The sequence below is a fragment of the Sandaracinus amylolyticus genome (assembly GCF_000737325.1).
GTDB lineage: Bacteria > Myxococcota_A > Polyangia > Polyangiales > Sandaracinaceae > Sandaracinus > Sandaracinus amylolyticus.
On the sequence record NZ_CP011125.1, the window covers coordinates 3,671,602 to 3,690,748 of the forward strand.

Sequence of the window (19,147 nt, forward strand, 5' to 3'; positions counted from 1 at the left end):
GTGTGCGCTTCGGAGGCCGTCGCGCCGTGGACGCAGCGCGACGGCCTCCCTGGTAGTGCCCTCGATCACGACGCGCGCTCCGGTCGCACGAGCGCCTCGCGCAGGTACGCGCGCGCCGCATCGATCGCCATCACGCGCTGCCCCTTGCTCTCGGGGAGGAGGCGCGATCGCAGCGCGACCTCGCCGCGCTCGGCCTCGCGCGCGCCGACGATCGCGACGTACGGCACGCCGCGCTCGTGCGCCTCCGCGATGCGCCGCGCGAGCGACTCCTCGCGCGCGTCGATCGACACGCGCGCTCCGTCGCGCTCGAGCTCGCGTGCCAGCGCGCGCGCGTTCTCGTGCTGCGCGCCCGACACCGGCACCACCACGACCTGCTCCGGCGCGAGCCACGCGGGCAGCGACGCGCCGTGCTGCTCGAGCAGGATCCCGAGGAAGCGCTCGAGGCTCCCGTAGAGCGCGCGATGCAGCATCACGACCGGCTGCTTCTCACCGCGCGCGTCCACGTAGCGCAGGTCGAAGCGCACCGGCATCACGAGGTCCATCTGGATCGTCCCGCACTGCCAGAGACGCCCGGCGCGATCACGGAGCGCGATCTCGATCTTCGGCCCGTAGAACGCGCCCGCGCCCTCCTGCACGCGGTGCTTCTCGCCACGTCGGTCGAGCGCGCGCGCGAGCAGCGCCTCGGCGCGATCCCACACCACGTCGTCGCCGGCACGATCCTCGGGCCGCAGCGAGAGCGCGACGTCGAGCTCGTGGAACCCGAACTGCGCGTAGAACGGCCGCAGCCCCTCGAGGAAGCGCACCACCTCGTCCTCGGCCTGCGCCTCCTCGCAGAACACGTGACCGTCGTCCTGCGAGAACTGCCTGAGCCGCATGAGCCCGTGCAGCGCGCCGCTCGCCTCGTCGCGATGCACCACGCCGAGCTCGGCGAGACGGACCGGCAGATCGCGATACGAGGGCGCCATCCGCTTCACGATCTGCACGTGCCCGGGGCAGCTGACGGGCTTGAGCGCGGCCTCGAGCTCGTCGTCCTGGATGCGCATCATTCCTTCGGCGAAGTGCTTCCAGTGCCCGCTCGCTTCCCACATCGGCCTTCGCATCACCTGCGGCGAGCGCACTTCCTCGTAGCCCTCGCGCCGCACCTGCGCGCGCTGCGCGTCCTCGAGCGCGCGGTACATCGCGAGACCGCGCGGGTGCCAGAACACCATGCCGGGCGCTTCCTCCTGGAAGTGCAAGAGGCCCAGCCTCCGCGCGATCGCGCGGTGATCACTGTCGTCGAGCATCGTCGTTCTCCTTCGGTTCGGTCAGGAGCCCGAGCGCGCCGGATCGATGGACCACACCGTCGACCCGTCGCGTCGGGCGGGTCGTCGGTTCGATCGTGGATGTCGCGTCGTTCGTTCGTCTACGCGCGCACGATCACCGACCCGCCTCGCGGGTGGTGGTGGTCGTGGTGGTGCGCGCGAACGCGAGCGGCATGACGAAGCTCAGTATGCCGAGCGCGCGCGGCGACGCAAACACGCGCTCAGTAGTGGAAGAGCGCGAACGCATAGAACGCGGTGCCCGCGCCCGGCGTGCCGAGCTCGAACCCGTCGGCCTTGTACACGTCGATGCCCGCGCGGAGGAACGGGAACGACGTCGCGCTCGTGTGGCGCTTCGTCCACTTCCATCGCGCGAGGAGCACGCGCCACGTCGTCCTCGTCTCCTCCGAGACTACGAGGGGCTCCGCACGCGCCTCCGCCTCGCGCAAGAGCGCGCGCTCCTCTTCGCGCGTTCCCACCGCGCGATACCGCGCGCGCAGCTCCGTCATCAGCGCTGCGTACGGCGTGTCCGTCGCGGTGCCGCGCCCGAAGAGCGTGTTCCCGCGTCGCTCGTGGACGAGCCGCAGCACGTCCTCTTCGCTCGCGAGCGAATGCCAGTAGGCCGCTCGATGCGGATCGCGATCGAGCATCACGACGCGCCGCGCGCCTTCGTAGCGACACACGTGCTCGACGACGTGCCCGTACGAGTGCCCGCTGTTCGGTCGCGCGATGAGCTCCGCGTTGCGCGCGATCGCGCGCCCGACGCCCCCGACGCTCGCCGCGTGCACGCGGTAGATGAAGTGGGCCCACATCGCTCGGACACGAACGTAGACGGAACGAGAACGGGCGCGAAGCTCTCGCCTCGCGCCCGTCTCGACGTGCATCGCGCTACGCGTTCGTCACGCGGGCGCAGCGCCGGTCGTCGCCGGCGTCTCGACCTTCAGCTTGAGCCGGCTCGGCTCCTCGAGCGCCGCCTCGAGCACGTCGTCCATCTTGCTGACGGAGACGAACTCGAGCTCGTTCTTGATCTCGCCCGGCACCTCCTCGAGGTCCGCGACGTTGCGCTCGGGGAGGATCACGCGCTTGATGCCCGCGCGGTGGGCCGCGAGGACCTTCTCCTTGATGCCGCCGACCGGAAGGACGCGACCACGCAGCGTGATCTCGCCCGTCATGGCGACGTCGTGGCGCACGTTGATCCCGGTGAGCAGCGAGACGAGCGACGTCATCATCGTCACGCCCGCGCTCGGGCCGTCCTTCGGCATCGCGCCCGCGGGGATGTGGATGTGGATGTCGTGCTTCTCGAGGAAGTCCTCGGCGATGCCGAGCGCCTTCGCGCGAGTGCGCACGTAGCTCATCGCCGCCTGCGCCGACTCCTTCATCACGTCGCCGAGCTGACCGGTGAGCTGCAGCTTGCCGCTGCCGTGCATGCGCGTCGCCTCGATGAAGAGGATCTCACCGCCGACGCTCGTCCACGCGAGACCGGTCGCGACGCCCGTCTCCGCCGTGCGCTCTGCGACGTCGGAGATGAAGCGCGGCGGACCGAGGTACGGACGAAGGTCCTCCTCCGTCTCGACGCGGAACGGACCCTGGTTGCCCTCCGCGACCTTCACCGCGATGCCGCGGATGACCGTCGCGATCTGACGCTCGAGGTTTCGCACGCCCGCCTCGCGGGTGTGGTGGTCGATGACGTTCTCGAGCGCCTTGATCGTGATGTCGACCTGCGACGCCTTGAGCCCGTGCTCCTCGAGCTGCTTGGGCAGCAGGTGATCACGCGCGATGTCGAGCTTCTCCTTCCGCGTGTAGCCGGGGATCTCGATGATCTCCATGCGGTCGCGGAGCGGAGGCGGGATGGTGTCGCCGACGTTCGCGGTCGCGACGAACATCACCTTCGAGAGGTCGTACGGGATCTCGAGGTAGTGATCGGCGAACGTGTCGTTCTGCTCGGGGTCGAGCACCTCGAGCAGCGCGGCCGCCGGATCGCCGCGGAAGTCGTGGCCGATCTTGTCGATCTCGTCGAGCATGAAGACCGGGTTGATCGTGCCCGCCTTCTTCATGCCCTGGATGACCTGACCGGGCAGCGCGCCGACGTACGTGCGGCGGTGACCACGGATGGCCGCCTCGTCGTGCACGCCGCCGAGCGAGATGCGCACGAACTTGCGGCCGAGCGAGCGCGCGATCGAGCGACCGAGCGACGTCTTACCGACACCGGGCGGTCCGATCAGACAGAGGATCGGGCCCTTCTTGTCCTTCTTGAGCTTGCGGACCGCGAGGTACTCGACGATGCGCTTCTTCACCTTGTCGAGGCCCGAGTGATCCTCCTCGAGGACTCGGCGCACCTCGCCGATGTCCATGTTGTCCGTGGTCTCCTTCGACCACGGGATGTCGAGGATCCAGTCGATGTACGTGCGCACGACCGTGTACTCGGCCGAGCCCACCTGCATCGAGCGCAGGCGCTTGAGCTGCTTGCGCGCGACCTGCTCCGCTTCCTGCGGGAGGTTCGCCTTCGTGATGCGCTCGTCCAGCACGTCCAGGTCGCCCTGGTCGCCGTCCTCCTCGCCGAGCTCTTCCTTGATCGCCTTGAGCTGCTGGCGGAGCACGTACTCGCGCTGGTTCTTGCCCATCTCCTCCTTGATCTGCGAGTTGATCCGCTCGCGCATCTTGAGGATCTCGAGCTGACGCGTGAGGAGGCGGAGCACCTTGCGGATGCGCTCCTTCACGTCGATCGTCTCGAGGAGCTGGGCCTTCTCGTCGACCGGCGCGTCGAGGTTCGCCGCGACGAGATCCGCGAGCTGACCGGGCTCGTTGATCGAGTCGATCAGCGAGGTCGCCTCGCGCGGGAGCTCGGGCATCAGCTGGATGACCTGCTTCGCGATGTCACGGAGCGACATCGCCAGCGCCTCGGTCTCCACGTCCTCGGCCTTCGGCTGATCGAGGCGCGAGATGCGCGCGCGCATGTACGGGTCGAGCTGCTGCACGCCCTCCATGCGGATCCGGACGAGGCCCTGGAGGATCAAAGAGTAGTTGCCGCTCGAGTGCTTCAGCGCCTTGAGCACGCGCGCTGCGACACCGACGGGATAGAGGTCTGCCTGCGAAGGATCGTCGGTCGAAGGATCGCGCTGCGCGAAGATCGCGATCACCGGCTGCGCGAGGTTGTCGATGTCCTCGACCAGCGCGACCGACTTCTCGCGACCGACGTCGAAGGGGGCGACCGCGCCAGGGAACAGGACGGCGTTGCGGATCGGGAGGACCGGGAGCTCGTCGCCGAAGCTCAGATCCTGATCGGTGAGCTCGCCCGTCTTCTCGTCGTCGTCTGCCATTTCTCTCTTCGTTTCTCCGGCGTTCCGGGACGAAAATTGCTCGTGGGAACATAGTCAGGCGCTTTTCGCGACGCAAGGCTGGGACACCTGCGTTCGCCTGACGCGTTGCGTCGCGCACAGCGCGACCGACGAGGTCGCGCGCGCGGGGTGCAGTAGCGTGGGGCGTGCCGTCGGCAGCGTCGACCCCGACCTCGCCGTCGTGCGAGCGAGGGCTGCGCGTCAGGCCCGGGCGACGACCAGGCAGGACACTCCGAAGGGCAGCCGCATGCGCGGAGCGATCGCGCGCTCCGCGCCGAGCAGCGCAGCGAGCGCGTCGTTGATCGGCGCGGGCGGGACGCGGAGGTCGGTCCCGGTCCCCTCGGGCGAGGACGTGCGCGTGAGCCCCAGCGCGACGCGTGCGCGCTCGGCGAGGCGCGCCGCCGCGACCGCGGGGAAGAGGAAGAAGTTGTAGTAGCTGCCGTGCTCGATCGTGAGACCTGCCTCTCGCAGCACCGCCTCGATGCGCGACAGGCGATAGCGGCGACGGTGATCGAGCGCCTCGTCGTGCGCGCTCCACAGCGCCTGGAACGCGGGGACGGTGACGATCGCCGCGCCTCCGGGGGCGAGCACGCGGCGCAGCTCGCGCGCGGCGGCGAGATCGTCGTCGAGGTGCTCGAGCACGTCCAGCGCGAGCACGGCGTCGAACGACGCGTCGGCGAAGGGCAGGGCGTACGCGGATCCGCGCACCAGCGCGCTCGAGGTCGCGCGCTCGCGCGCGAAGGCGAGCGCCGCGGGCGAGTAGTCGAGGCCGACGGAGCGAACGCCGTCGGGCAGGCGCGTGAGCGTGAAGCCGGTGCCGCAGCCGAGGTCGAGCACGCGCGCGCCGGCGAGGCGCGAGCCGAGCGCGCGCTCGAGCGCCGAGACGATCACGCGGCGCGTGCCGGTGAACCAGAAGTGACGCGTCTCGACGCGATACATCCGCTCGTGCTCGTCGGCGCGCATCGCGCGGTTCTAATGCGCGCGTGGGGCGCGTGCTACTGTCGGCGCCCTCGAGGAGCGCGACGAAACGATGGCTTCTTCTTCGATCGCCGAGTACTTCACGCTGCGCGACGCGAGCGCGACCGCGGCCCGGATCCCGGAGACGAAGCGCAAGGAGATCGCCGATGCGCTCGCGCTCGGACGGCAGAAGGCCGAGGCGGCGGAAGCACTCTGGTCGAACGGGCACGCGGCGGAAGGGCTGCGGCTCGTCGTCGAGGCGCTGATCGCGACGCTCGACGCGGCGCCGCGCTACGAGAGCGCGACGACGGCGCCCGCGAAGGAGCCCGCGCCGAAGATCGAAGGCGAGAGCGAGCTCGGCGAGAGCGACGCGCCGAAGAGCGAGCCGGCGCCGGCGACGTGGCGCACCGCGCTCGCCGCGCGCGGCGTGAGCGCGGACCGCGTGCGCGCGATCGGCGACGCGGAGGACAAGGCGCGCACCACGGCGCTGCCGCGTCTCGACTCCGACGTGAGCGCGGAGCACGCCGATCTGTATCAGCAGATCGCGCGCGCGCGCCTCGACGTGGAGCGCGCGCTCGCGTACGCGGCGATGTCGGCGCGCGAGCTCGGATGGACGCGCGTCGCGCGCATCGCGACGGCGGCCGTGCTCGGTGTCGCGCTGATCACCGCGCTCTACTTCGTCGTGCGCACGCCGCACGAGGTGACTGCGGATGCGTCGGCGACGTTCGCGAACAGCCCGACGTTCGGCGCGGGCAACGCGATCGACGGCGACGCGAACAGCGAGTGGCTGCTCCCCGATCGCTCGAGCGGGTGGGTCGAAGCGCGCCTCTCGCCGCCGCGACACGTCGCGCGCGTGACGCTGCGGAACGCGAAGAACGCACCGCACTTCGATCGCGCGACGCGCGAGTACCGCATCGAGCTCTACTCGGGCGGGCGCGTCGTCGAGCAGATCGACGGAGAGTTCGCGACCTACGAGCGCGATCCGCAGCCGGTCTCGCACGACTTCGACGCCGACGGGATCGACCGCGTGCGCTTCGTGTCACGCAGCCACCACAACCTCGGCGGCGGTCTCGCCGAGATGACGGTCGAGGAGTGACGCGCATGCGATCGATGCTCGCGATCATCGCGCTGCTCGCAGGGTGCACCTGCGGGCCGCAGGGCGGTGGAACGCCCGTTCCCCACGAGGCACCGGCGCAGCGCGCGGAGACGCCGAGCGCCGAAGCGCCCGCGCAGCCGGAGTTCGAGGACGCCGCCGGTGGCCTCGCGTGGCGCGCCGAGGAGCCGCTGATCTCGCGCCGTCCGAGCTCGCCGATGCGCGCGGCCGAGTACGCGGTGCGCGATCACGAGGGCGCGGAGCTCACGGTCTTCCACTTCGGCCGCGATCAGGGCGGCGGCGTCGACGAGAACGTCGCGCGCTGGGTCGACCAGTTCGAGCAGCCCGACGGGCGTCCGAGCCGCGAGGTCGCGGTGATCGAGCGCGCCGAGGTGAACGGCATCCGCGTCACGCGCGTGCAGGTCGCGGGCGCGTTCGCGGGCATGCGCGGCATGGGCGGCGGTGGTGGCGCGGCGCAGCCGGGCTACCGACTGCTCGGCGCGATCGCCGAGGGGCCCGACGGCATGGTGTTCTTCAAGCTCACCGGGCCCGAAGCCGCCGTGCAGGACGCGTCGAGCGCGTTCGAGTCGCTGATCGCGTCGCTGCACCCGGCCGGGTGAGCTCCACGTTCACCCGTTCTCGCGCGAGCCCGGCGCGGGCGGCGGGACGCTGAGCAGCCCCTCCGGCACCGAGTCGCGCGGCGGTGCCGGCTCGACGTCGAGCCCGTCCGGCGTCTTCGTCGGGCGGTTGCGCACCGGGCGCACGATGAACGGACGCTCGTGGCGCACCTTCGCGTCGGCGCGCGCCGCGGCATCGCGTGCACGATGGAGGAAGACACGCTGCGCGCGCACCGCGTCCTCGCCGGCGTCGGGCTGCGCGCGATCCCAGTGCCCGTCGGCGCGCAGAGAGCGACGCTTCACGTTGTCGCGCATCTCGGTGCCGAGGACCTCTTCGACGATGCGTGCCTTGAGCACGGGATCTTCGACCGGGAACATCACCTCGACGCGGCGATGGAAGTTGCGCTGCATCCAGTCGGCGCTCGCGCAGTAGACCTCCTGCGCACCGTCGGCCTCGAACACGAAGATGCGCGCGTGCTCGAGGAAGCGATCCACGATCGACGACACGCGGATGTTGTCGCTCACGCCGGGGAGACCGGGGCGCAGACAGCAGATGCCGCGCACCATCAGGTCGATCCGCACGCCCGCCTGCGACGCGCGGTAGAGCGCCAGGATCACGTCGGGATCGACGAGCGAGTTCATCTTCGCGACGATGCGCGCCGGACGTCCCGCGCGCGCGGCCGCCGCCTCGCGCTCGATGAGACCGAGCACGCGCTCGTGCAGGCCGAGCGGCGCGACGATCAGCTTCCGCCACGTCGCGGGCGCGGTGCACGACGTGAGCAGGTTGAACAGCGAGCTCGCGTCCTCGCCGATGTCGGGACGCGCCGTGAAGAACGAGAGATCGGTGTAGAGCCGCGCCGTGCTCGGGTTGTAGTTGCCGGTGCCGAGGTGGACGTAGCGCTTGAGCTCGCCGTTCTCGCGGCGCACCACGAGCGCGGCCTTCGCGTGCGTCTTGAGCCCGAGCAGGCCGTAGACGACGTGCACGCCCGCTTCCTCGAGCTTGCGCGCCCACTGGATGTTGTTCTCTTCGTCGAAGCGCGCCTTGATCTCGACGAGCGCGGTCACCTGCTTGCCGTGATCCGCGGCGCGCATGAGCGCCTTCACGATGGGCGAGTCACCGCTGGTGCGATACAGCGTCTGCTTGATCGCGAGCACGTCCGGATCGGTCGCGGCCTCTTCGATGAAGTGCACGACCGGATCGAACGACTCGTACGGGTGGTGCAGGAGCACGTCGCGCTTCGCGATCACCGCGAAGATCGGCTCCTCTTCGTGGCGGAAGGGCGGCACGAGCTGCGGCGTGAACGCGGGATCGCGCAGCTCGTGATCGGAGTCGAGCGACTCGCCGAGCTGGACGAGGTCGGGCAGGTTCAGCGGACCGTCGACCGTGAAGACGTACTCGGTGTCGACGCGCAGCGCCTCGCGCAGCATGTCCTGCGCGGCCTGGTGCGCGCGCCCGTCGATCAGCACGCTCACCGCGTTGCCGCGATCACGACGGCGGACCTCCTGCTTCACGCTCTCGAGCAGGTCCTCCGCTTCCTCCTCGTCGATCGAGAGATCGAAGTTGCGCACGACGCGGAAGGGCCATGCGCCGAGGCAGCGGAAGCCGGGGAACAGATCGCCGATGTGCAGCGCGATCAGATCGTCGAGCAGCACGTACGCGGCCTTCGTGCCCTCGTCCGCCGAGGTCACGCGCACGAGGCGCGGGAGCACGCCGGGCACCTGCACCATCGCGAACGCGGGCGCGACCGCCTGGCGGTGCGAGCCCGAGAGCATCGCGATCAGGTTGAGGCTCTTGTTCCGCAGGTGCGGGAACGGGTGGCCGGGATCGATCGCGAGCGGCGTGAGGACCGGCAGGACCTGATCGCGGAAGTACTGGCGCAGCTGCGCGCGGCCATCGATGCCGACGTCGCGCGCCGCGAGGAGGCGCACGCCGCGCCCCGCGAGCTCGGGCAGGAGATCCTCGAGCAGCAGCTCGCTCATCTCGCCGCGCATGCGCCCGACGCGCTTCGCGATCGCGGCGAGCTGCTCCGCGGGCGACATGCCGTCGCTCGCGACGACGTGCACGCGATCGCGGCGCTGACCGACGAGGCCCGCGACGCGCACCATGAAGAACTCGTCGAGGTTGCTCGCGCAGATCGAGACGAACTTCAGGCGCTCGAGCAGCGGCACCGAGCGGTCGCGCGCTTCGTCGAGCACGCGCTGGTTGAACTCGAGCCAGCTGAGCTCGCGGTTGATGAAGAGGTCGGTCGTCCCGCGGACGAGATCGGGCGCGCTACCGCCTTCGGCGGGCGGCGGCGGGATCGACGAAGGGCGCGTCGCGGGCTCGATCCGGATCGCGCTCGCGCTCGTGGCAGAGGCCTCCACCAGCGTTCCGTCGGCTCGACCGGCGAGCGGAGCCTTGTCCATTCCTGGGATCGTATTGCACTGGCCGGCGATCGCCAGGTCCTGGACGTTTTCGTCACAGGATCGCGGCGAAGCGCTACGGCGCGTGCGCCGGCTCGGGCGTCATCGGGCCGAGCCCGCCGTACTCGAGACGCTGCTGCATCGTGAGCTCGCGCGACTCCGCGATCTCACCGTAGACCGTGCCGCCCTCGGTGATCGTGCGCGGATAGTCACCGGTGCGATCGACGCGGAACAGGCCGAAGCGCGGCTCGTAGCCCTCGGCCCACTCGAAGTTGTCCATCAGCGACCAGTGGTAGTAGCCGCGCACGTCGACGCCCGCGGCGCGAGCCCGCGCGATCTGCTCGAGCGTGCGCACGACGTTCTCGGCGCGACGTCTACCGACCTCGGTCGAGATGCCCGCCTCGGTCACGACCAGCGGCAGGTCGGGCCAGCGCTCGCCCATCGCGAGCAGGATCTCGCCGAGCCCCGGCTCCCAGTACTCGTAGCGCATCGCGGGGATCCAGTGCGTGTCGTCGATCGGATCGAGGCAGGCCCCGAAGTCGAGCGCCGCGAAGCACGGCGTGAGGCCGAGAGGACGCAGCGCGGCGGGCTGCGCGGTCACGCCGGCGCGGAAGTAGTACTGCACGCCGAGCCAATCGAGCTTGCCGGCCCACGTGGGCTGCGCTTCGTCGCCGGTGCCGTCGAGGTCGGGATCGAACGTGCCGTTCCGCAGCGAGTCGACGAGCAGGTAGTGATAGACGTAGGTCATCCGCTCGGTCGCCGCGACGTCCGCCTCCAGATCGCTCGGCTGGCCGCCGCGCGCCGGCGTCCAGTACGCGACCGAGAGCGGGATGCCGATGCTCGCGTTCGCGCCGTCACCGTCGGCGTCGACGGTGTCGCAGCGCTTGATCGCGTCGTAGATCGCGACGTGCGCGCGGATCGCGTCGCGCACGATGTTCATGAAGTACGGGAAGTCGCTCAGGACGTAGCTGCGCGCCGGAGGGAACTGCCCGCCCGCGCCATACGACGCGAAGAGATAGTTCACCGGCTCGTTGATCGAGCCCCACTCGTCGACGCGATCGCCGTACTCCTCCGCGAGACGACACGCGTGCTCGCCGATCTCCTCGACGATCTGCGCGCCGCCGGTCGGATGGCCGAAGCCGCAGAGCCACTCGTCGTTCGGGAACGCGCCGGTGCAGTCGTCGGGATCGCGGCGTGGATCGTCGACCCACGTCGGGTTCGAGAAGTGGTGCACCGTGATCATCGGGCGGATGCCCGCGGTGACGAGCGCGTCGAGCAGCGCCGAGTAGTGCGCGAGCGCGTCCTCGTCGACCTGATCGCGCTGCGGCTCGACGCGCGCCCACTCGACGCTGAAGCGATACGAGTCGACGTGGATCTGCTCGAGCAGCGCGACGTCGGCGACGGCGTTCGTGTAGCCGCGCACTGCGTCCCCGACGAACGTGCCTCGGCCGAGCCCGCCTTCCGACGTCGGCGCGGTGAACGCGTACCAGTCGGTCGACGGGTTCATGTCCTCGATCTGCGTGGCCGCGGTCGCGACGCCGAACCTGAAGGATCCTTCACCTTCGTCCCCGGCGAGCGGGCCGATCTCGGGGAACGTCACGGGATCGGGCGGACCGCCGTCGGGCCACGACGCGTCGCGGCCGGCGTCCGCCGCGCCTGCGTCGAGCCCGGCATCGAGGTCGACTGGACCGTCGTCGTCACCACACGCCGCGAGCGCGAGACCGAGCGCGATCGCGCACGCGAGCGTGCGCACGTCGAAGCCAACCATCGAAGCCTCCGCGACGAAAAGAGAAGCGAATCAGAGCGTGACGAGGATCAGAGCGTGGCGAGGAACGAGTCGAGCTCGGACAGCGCGTGGCCGTCGCCGCCGGCGCGCGCCTGCTCGATGCCGCGCTGCGCGAACGCGCGCGCCTCGTCGGTGCGCCCGAGCTCGGCCGCGACCTGCGCGCCCATCAAGTACGTCGGCACGTAGGTCGGGAACTTCGTCGCGACGTCGCCGAACGCCGCGAGCGCCTCGTCCTTCCGATCGAGCGAGCGCAGCTCCATCGCGCGCGCATACCAGACGAACGGATCGTCCGGCTTCTTGCTCGCCACCATCTCGAGCATCTCGAGACGCTTGCTCATCTCAGCCCTTCGACGCCGCGGCCGCGCCCTGCTCGAGCACGCCGATGAAGGGCACGTTGCGGAAGCGCTCCGCGTAGTCGAGCCCGTAGCCGACGACGAACACGTCGTCGATCGTGAAGCCGAGGTAGTGGATGTCGACGGGCACGCGCGTGCGCGCGGGCTTGTGCAGCAGCGAGCAGAGCTCGAGGCTCGCGGGGCGTCGCGTCTCGAGGTTCTCGAGCAGGTAGGTCATCGTCAGCCCGGTGTCGACGATGTCCTCGACGATGATCACGTGCTTGCCCTCGATGGGCTTCGTGAGGTCGTACGTGATCTGCACCACGCCGCTGCTCTCGGTGCCCTCGTAGCTGCGGCACCCGAGGAACTCGATCGTCACCGGGAGATCGATCTGCCGCGCGAGATCCGCCGCGAACACGAAGCTGCCCTTGAGCACCGGGACCAGCACGACCTCGTGGCCGCGATGGCGCTCGGTGATCTTCCTGCCCAGCTCCTTCACCTTCGCGGCGAGCGTCGTCTCGTCGATCAGCGTCCGAATCTTGTCCATGTTCCCGCTTCTCCGCAGCAGCTACGCGAGCATACCCGCGCGGCGACGGAGGTCGATGGCCGCGTCGGACGCCCACCATCGAACGAGCTCACCGACGAGCGGAGACGCACGCACGATGTCGCGCGGCTCGACGTGCGCGAGGTCGCGCTCGGTGCGGCGGAGCACCTCGATCGCGCCGAGCAGATCGTCGCTGACGAGCAGCGCCGCGCGCGCCGAGCCGAGCTGGATCTGACGCGCCCACGCCGCGAACTCGACCGGCGGGCCGTTCACGTAGCGCGGGGTCGCTTCCTCGAGCGAGCGTCGCGCGCGGCGCGAGAGCGCCTTCTGGATGCGGCGCATCTGGTCGTCGAGGATGTCCTCGCTGGTCAGCCCCGAGCCGAAGCCCGGCGCGAACGCGCGCACCGCGGACGCGACGAGCACCTCGATCTCGCGCGGCGTGAGCTTGTCGGTGATGTGGAAGCGCATCGCCACGTTCGCGAACGCCCGCGCGAGCAGGAAGACCTGCTGGGCCTCGGGCAGCTCGGTGAGGCTCGCGGGCACGAGGATCGACGCCGGCTCGCCGAGCTCGACGGCGAGCCCGCGCGCGCGCACGCGGTGCACGTAGAGCTCGTAGTTCTCGACGCGGAAGATCGCGGCGATGCGATCGGTGAGCGCGCGCAGCGGGTGCCCCGAGCGCGTCGTGATGCGATCGCGCGTGCTCAGCCCGAAGCCTTCGAGGTCCGGCGGATAGAGCCGCGAGAACGCCTCGGGGAGCGTCGAGAGCACCGTGAGCACCGGCGAATTCGCGTCCATCTCGTAGACGCCGGGCAGCGTCTCGGGCCCGAGCGTGCCGGGGCGCGCGCGACCCGACTGCGAGGCGCGCGCGCGCAGTCGCTCGACGTCGTCGTTGCTCGCGCCGCCGAGCAGCGCGAGCGGGCCGACGGTGAGCATCGCGAGCTCGGGCGTCGCGCTCCAGAGGCCACGCAGATCGCGCCAGCACTCGACGCGTCCGACGTGCTCGTCGATGCGCCTGCGCAGGATCGCGACCGCCTCGTCCCGACGACCGACGCGCGCGAGCCGCGCGGCGAGCTGGCGATCGAGCTCGACGTCCTCGGGCAGCGCGCGCGCCGCGACGCGCAGGACGTCCGCGCTGTCCGCGTGCTGACCGAGCGAGTCGCCGAGCACGCCCGCGAGCTCGACCCACGCCTGGCGCGGTGCGGGCGGACGCCCGTTCCAGCGCTGCACGTGATCGCGCAGCGCTTGCGCGTACGTCGCGTAGCCATCGCGATCGCGGATCGTGTCCTTCAGCGCGCGCGCCGCGGCGCCGCCCGGACCTTCGAGCACGACCGCCTGCACGAGCGCGCTCGTCGCGGACTCGCCGCGACCACGGCGCAGCTCGATGCGTGCCAGCGTGCACAGCGCCTCGGCGCGCTCCGGCGGCGCGTGCGAGGCCTCGACGAGACGACCCGCCGCATCGGCGGCCTTGTCGAGATCGCCCTCGCGATCGTGCATCGCCGCGAGCCGCGCGAGCGCCGCGCGGTTCTCGGGCTCGAGCGCGAGCACGGCCTGCAGCGAGACCAGCGCGCGCGACGAGTCGCCGAGCCGTCCGTCCCAGAGCGCCGACAGACGCAGGTGCGCGTCCTTGAGCACGTCGCGATCGGGCGCGAGCTGCACGACGCGTCCGAGGAGCTGCGCAGCCTCGGTCCACTGCTGGTCGCGCTCGTAGAGCTCGGCGAGGCGGCGCAGCGTCGGCACGTGCGCCGGCGCGCTCTTGAGCACGCGATTCAGCGAGCCGATCGCGCCTGCGAGGTTGTCGAGAAGCTCGGCCTGGAGGCGCGAGACCTCGAGCCAGAGCTCCGCGGCACGATCCACCGAGCGCGCGGTCTGTGCGGCGCGCGCGAGACGATCCGCGGCGCGCGCGCCCTGTCCCGCCGCGAGCAGGATCTCGAGCAGACGCTGGGCCGCATCGACGTCGTCCGCCCAGAGCTCGAGCGCGCGCTCGTAGTCCTCCACCGCGCGACGCGTGTCGGCGAGGCGATCCTCGGCGACCTGCGCCGCCTTCACGAGCAGACGCGCGGCCTGCTGCGGATCCTGCACCACACGCGCCTCGCGGCGCGCCGCGTCCGCGAGCGCCTCGGGATCGTCGGTGCGCTCGGCGATGCGCGACAGACCGCGCGCCGCGGCGAGGTTCTCGGGATCCGCCTCGAGCGCTGCGCGATAGGCCTCGAGCGCGCGCGCGTCACCGCTCGCCTCGAGCGACTCCGCGAGCCGCGTGCGGTACGCGGCCGCGACGATCGGATCGTCCGCGCTCTCGGCGAGCCGACGATCGACGTCGGCGAGCATGGTCCGCGAGCCACCCGCGATCGCGATGCGCTCGAGCGCCGCGATGGCGAGGGGATCGTCGGGCGCGAGCGAGAGGATCGCCTGGTAGGTCGCGCGCACTTCGTCCGTCGGTGCGGCGAGACGCATCTCCTGCAGGCGCGCGAGCTCGTGCAGCGCGGCGACGCGCGCGCTCGCGTCGGTGAGCACGCGCGCTTCGCTGGCGTACACGCGCGCGAGCCCCTCGAACGAAGCGAGCCGGCGATAGAGCGTCTCGATCGCGAGCAGCGCGCCGAGGTGCCCCGGCTCGCGCTCCAGCACCTTGTCGTACGCGGCGCACGCGCGGCGCGGCTCGTTCAGGTGCTCGCTCCAGATCTCGCCCGCGCGCACCAGCGCGGCGACCGCGAGCTTCGGGTCCGGGCTGCTCGCGGCCTCGCGCTCGAGCTCGTCCGCGAGCTTGCGCCACGCGCCGTGCTCGGCGCGGAGCCGCGCGAGCGCATCGATCGCCGGCCGGTAGCTCGGCTCGGCATCGCGCGCCTGCTCGTACGCCGCGGTCGCGCGCTCGACCTGCTGGAGCCGCTCCTCCCAGACCTCACCGACGCGATACGCCGCGCGCGCGCGCGCCGCGGGATCGGTGAGCCCGCTGAGCTCCATCTCGAGCACGCGCACCAGCTCGTCCCACGCGCCGCGCTCGCGCAGCTTCCGCGCGAGCGCGCGGAGCGCGGTGCGGTTCGTCGGATCGATCTCGATCGCGCGGCGGTAGTGCGAGATCGCCTCGTCGTCGCGCCCGATGCGCTCCTCGCAGAGCTCCGCCATCTTCGCGAGCAGCGCGACCGCTTCCGCGCCGCGCGGCGTGAGCTCCAGCTCGCGCTTGTAGAGCTCGAGCAGATCCTCCCAGCGCCCCGCGCGATGGTAGATGCGCCCGAGGCTCGTCAGCGCGGGCACGTACGTCGGATCGATCCCGAGCACCTTCCGGAACCGCACCACCGCGGCCTCGCGATCGCCGACGAGATCGTCGAGCACCTCGCCCGCGCGATGCAGCAACGCGACGATCTGCTTGGGGTCGCGCGTGAGCTCGGCCTCGAGCTCGAGCGACTCCACGAGCTCGGTCCACCTCGCGGCGCGCTCGGTCGCGCGCTGCAAGGCGTGGATCGCCCCGAGATGCTTCGGATCGAGCTGCAGCACGCGCCGGTACGCGTGCGCCGCCTGCGCGTGCTCCTGGAGCGCGTCCTCGTAGATCGCGCCCACCTTGAGCAGGTACGTGATCGCGCGCTCCTTCTCGGACGCTTCGTCCACCGCGCGCGCATAGAGATCCACGAGCTCGCGCCAGCGCCCCGCCTCCGCGAACAACCGCGTGAGCGCCTTGAACGACGGCGGATACCCCGGCTGCATCGAGAGCGCGCGCGCGTGGTGCTCGATCGCCTGATCGGGCTGACCGAGGTGCACCTCGAGGATCTCGGCGACCCGCGCGTGCGCCGCGGCGCGACGACGCGGCTCGTCCGCGTGATCCGCCTCGCCGAGGTGCATGCGCACCAGGCGCTCCCAGTCGCCGCTGCGCGTGTAGAGCTTCCCGAGCGCTTGCAGCGTCGGCAGGTGCGTCGGACCGATCGCGAGCGCCGCCTCGTACGCCACGAGCGCGCCCGGCGCATCGCCGAGCTTCTCCTCGCGCAGCTGTCCCACGCGCGCGAGCAGCGTCACGCGCGCCGCGCCCTCGCGCGTCGTGTCGACGAGCTGCTCGAGCACGCGCACCAGCGGGTCCCACTTCTCCGCGGCCTCGTAGAGCCGCGCCATCTCCTCGAGCACGAGCGGCTCGTCGGGCGACTCGCGCGACGCGCGCTCCAGCGCGGTCAGCGCCTCGTCGCGGTTCCCGAGGCGCTCCGCGTGCAGCCGCGCGATGCGATAGAGCGCCATCGTGCGCACGCCGCGATCGCCGCTCTGCTCGGCCTCGCGCTCGAGCACCGCGATCAGATCGCGCCATCGCCGCTGCGCGTGGTGCAGCCGCTTGAGCGCCTCGAGCGCGCCCGCGACCTCGGGATCGAGACGCAGCGCGGTCTCGTAGAGCTCGATCGCCGCGTCGACCTCGCGCTGTCGCGACTCGAGCAGTCGCGCGCGCTGGACGATGAGCGCCGCGCGATGCCGCGGATCACCGGCGACCGTGTTCGCGATGCGCTCGTACGTGCGCGCGAGCTCGCTCCACGCGCCCGCGTCCGCGTCGCACTGCTCGAGCGCTTTCAGGATCACCGGCGCGCCGCGGTCGAGCTCACCGGCGATCGCGTACTCGCGACGCGCCTCGCCGCGCTGCCCGAGCACGTCCTCGAGCAATCGCCCCTTCGCGTAGAGCAGCGCCGCCTTCGCGTGCGGATCGCTGGTGATGCGCGCCTCCGCGTCGAAGAGCGGCAGCGCCATCTGGAAGTTCTTGCGCGCGATCATCACGCGCCGCGCGCCGCGCAGCGTCGGCACGTGCTCGGGCGCGCGCGAGAGCGCCTCCTGGTAGTGCGCCGCCGCACGCCGCAGGTCCTGCAGCTGCACCTCGGCGATGCGCCCGATCTCGTAATGAATTCGCGCTTGTCGGAGCGGGTCGGTGCTCGCTGCGAGCTCGCGCTCCCAGGACTCGATCGTGCGCCGCGCGTCGTCGCTCGCCGCGTCGGTCGGGACCGCGGGATCGCTCCCGGGCGACGAGAGGCGCGGGGGCGCCGGGATCGGCCGCTCGGGCGTCGTCGAGCGGGCGCGAGGCGCCGCGATCGGAGGCGGGATCGACGCCGGTCGGCGCGGCACACCGAGCGCCGGCGAGGGCGGGCGCAGCGTGCCGAGGCCCGGCGAGGTCGTCGGCGCGCCGATGCCGCCGCTCAGCGTCTGCTTCGTCGTCGCGGCAGGCGGCGGGATGGACGGCTTCTTCGGCACGCCCGCGCCAGGCGTGGCCGCCGGAGGCCGCGCCTGGACGCGCGGGGCCGAGAACGCGGCGGTGCCTTCGCGCGCCGGCTTCGGCTTCGCCGCGGGCGCGGGGATCGGTCCGCCCGTCGTCACCGCGTGCGCGAGCTCGGCGTCGAGATCGGACAGCAGGCTCTCGACCGACGCGCTCGCCTCGGGCCGCTGCAGCGTGCCGTCGGGCCGCGACTCCACCCGTGCCGTCCCCGCGCGCAGCGCAGGCTGCTGCTTGGGCTGCGGCTGCTCCTCGACGTCGTCGAGCAGCACCTCCATCGTGGAGTCGGACCGCTCCTTCTTGGGCCCGCTCGAGCCCGGGGGCGGGGCTTACTGCGATCGTGACCGGCCATCGGGTGCTGGAGATGATGCCCCAGCGCGCGTTCGGACCACCATCGCTTTCTCGCCGCAGCGCCGCGCGGGCCTCCGGCGCGAGCACGCCTGGTCACGAATGGGCTCGCCGCTCCGTTGCCTCCCGTCCGCGCGCTCGCGTGCGGGGTCTTTGGGGCGAGCACTCTGTTGGGCGCGACGAAACGCGGAAGCGCGCAGACCGTGACCGGCCTGCGCGCTCCCTTCGGACCCCTTCGACGTTCGTTCGCGATCAGGCCACGAGGTCGAGCTCGAGGCCCTCGAGGCGCTGCTTCAGCTTCTGCTTCGCGCGCGCCTCGAGCTGACGTGCACGCTCGCGCGACACGCCCAGCTTGCGACCGATCGCCGCCAGCGAGACTTCCTTCTCGCCCATGTAGCGCTGCTCGACGATGTAGCGCTCGCGCTGATCGAGCTGACCGAGGGCGCTCGCGAGGCGCTCCTTGATCTCGCTCTCGCGCTCGCTCTCCGAGAGCGCCGTCTCCTGGTCCTGCTCGCTGCCCTCGAGGGTGTCGAGCATCGTCACGCCCGAGTCCGGATAGATGGTCGTGTCGAGCGAGACGTCGCGCGCGTCGAGACGGCGCAGCATCTCCTCCATCTTCTCCGGGGTCGTCTCGAAGCGCGCCGCGAGGATCTCGTTGCGCTCCGTCGGGTCGTTCGCCAGGTTCGCCACCCGCGCGCGCTCGCGGCGCAGGCGGAAGAAGAGCTTGCTGCGCAGCGGGCCCGAGCCCGCGCCCACCATGCTCGAGGAGCGGACCACCAGGTCCAGCACCAGCGCGCGGATCCAGTACCCGGCGTAGGTGACGAACCGGGTGCCGCGCTCGGCGTCGAACTTCTGCGCCGCGATCATCAGACCGAGGTTGCCCTCGGCGATCAGGTCGGCGAGGCGGAGCCCATAGCGCCGGTACTGCAGCGCCACGGCCACCACGAACCGGAGGTTCGCCTCGACCAACTTGTCCATCGCGACCGCGTCACCCTTGGCAGCGCGCACCGCGAGGTCGTGCTCGTCCTCTCGGGAGAGCGGGGGAATGCTTCGAACCCTCTCGATGTAACGGGAGAGGGCGCCGTCGTGCTCGTATGCCGCCATTGACCGTGCTCCGTTTGGTCAACGTTACGTAACGTCACCTGAGAGCTCGGTCAACCCGGATGGGGCGTCTTCACACAAGTTCACGAAGGGTGTCGATCGCTGCCTCGCC

General features: G+C 71.4%; 12 protein-coding genes. 2 read left to right on the forward strand and 10 right to left on the reverse strand.

The features are described from left to right. Nucleotides 1–65: 65 nt before the first annotated feature. From thrS to DB32_RS15490, 4 genes are all read right to left on the reverse strand, one after another. Nucleotides 66–1,283, reverse strand: a complete 1,218-nt coding sequence (gene thrS, locus DB32_RS15475; RefSeq protein ID WP_053233235.1) for a threonine--tRNA ligase — start codon at nucleotides 1,281–1,283, stop codon at nucleotides 66–68. Nucleotides 1,284–1,522: 239 nt separating this feature from the next. Beyond that, the gene (locus DB32_RS15480; protein ID WP_053233236.1) at nucleotides 1,523–2,110 is read right to left on the reverse strand and encodes a hypothetical protein; all 588 of its coding nucleotides are present in this window, start codon (nucleotides 2,108–2,110) and stop codon (nucleotides 1,523–1,525) included. An 87-nt stretch (nucleotides 2,111–2,197) separates the two neighbouring features. Next, nucleotides 2,198–4,615, reverse strand: a complete 2,418-nt coding sequence (gene lon / locus DB32_RS15485) for an endopeptidase La (RefSeq protein ID WP_053233237.1) — start codon at nucleotides 4,613–4,615, stop codon at nucleotides 2,198–2,200. A 219-nt stretch (nucleotides 4,616–4,834) separates the two neighbouring features. Continuing rightward, on the reverse strand, nucleotides 4,835–5,596 hold the full coding sequence (locus DB32_RS15490) for a class I SAM-dependent methyltransferase (RefSeq protein ID WP_053233238.1): 762 nt from the start codon (nucleotides 5,594–5,596) through the stop codon (nucleotides 4,835–4,837). Between the two features lie 67 nt (nucleotides 5,597–5,663). Here DB32_RS15490 and DB32_RS15495 point away from each other — a divergent pair, with 67 nt between their 5' ends. Both DB32_RS15495 and DB32_RS15500 read left to right on the forward strand, forming a co-directional pair. Beyond that, nucleotides 5,664–6,686, forward strand: a complete 1,023-nt coding sequence (locus DB32_RS15495) for a hypothetical protein (RefSeq protein ID WP_053233239.1) — start codon at nucleotides 5,664–5,666, stop codon at nucleotides 6,684–6,686. Nucleotides 6,687–6,691: 5 nt separating this feature from the next. After that, nucleotides 6,692–7,303, forward strand: a complete 612-nt coding sequence (locus DB32_RS15500) for a hypothetical protein (protein ID WP_157069067.1) — start codon at nucleotides 6,692–6,694, stop codon at nucleotides 7,301–7,303. A 9-nt stretch (nucleotides 7,304–7,312) separates the two neighbouring features. Here the strand turns inward: DB32_RS15500 and ppk1 are convergent, their stop codons facing one another. From ppk1 to DB32_RS15530, 6 genes are all read right to left on the reverse strand, one after another. Then, the gene (gene ppk1, locus DB32_RS15505; protein WP_075097527.1) at nucleotides 7,313–9,706 is read right to left on the reverse strand and encodes a polyphosphate kinase 1; all 2,394 of its coding nucleotides are present in this window, start codon (nucleotides 9,704–9,706) and stop codon (nucleotides 7,313–7,315) included. 73 nt (nucleotides 9,707–9,779) lie between these two features. Beyond that, nucleotides 9,780–11,471 carry a family 1 glycosylhydrolase gene (locus DB32_RS15510; protein ID WP_053233240.1) on the reverse strand — a complete coding sequence of 564 codons (1,692 nt, stop codon included), beginning with the start codon at nucleotides 11,469–11,471 and terminating at the stop codon, nucleotides 9,780–9,782. Between the two features lie 47 nt (nucleotides 11,472–11,518). After that, nucleotides 11,519–11,827, reverse strand: coding sequence for a tetratricopeptide repeat protein (locus tag DB32_RS15515; RefSeq protein ID WP_053233241.1), 309 nt, complete (start codon nucleotides 11,825–11,827; stop codon nucleotides 11,519–11,521). Between the two features lies 1 nt (nucleotide 11,828). Next, nucleotides 11,829–12,368 carry a hypoxanthine phosphoribosyltransferase gene (hpt, locus tag DB32_RS15520; protein ID WP_053233242.1) on the reverse strand — a complete coding sequence of 180 codons (540 nt, stop codon included), beginning with the start codon at nucleotides 12,366–12,368 and terminating at the stop codon, nucleotides 11,829–11,831. A gap of 21 nt (nucleotides 12,369–12,389) precedes the next feature. After that, the gene (locus DB32_RS15525) at nucleotides 12,390–17,864 is read right to left on the reverse strand and encodes a tetratricopeptide repeat protein (RefSeq protein ID WP_053233243.1); all 5,475 of its coding nucleotides are present in this window, start codon (nucleotides 17,862–17,864) and stop codon (nucleotides 12,390–12,392) included. Between the two features lie 322 nt (nucleotides 17,865–18,186). Continuing rightward, nucleotides 18,187–19,038: a sigma-70 family RNA polymerase sigma factor gene (locus DB32_RS15530; RefSeq protein WP_053233244.1), complete on the reverse strand. Its 852-nt coding sequence runs from the start codon at nucleotides 19,036–19,038 to the stop codon at nucleotides 18,187–18,189. Nucleotides 19,039–19,147 lie beyond the last annotated feature (109 nt).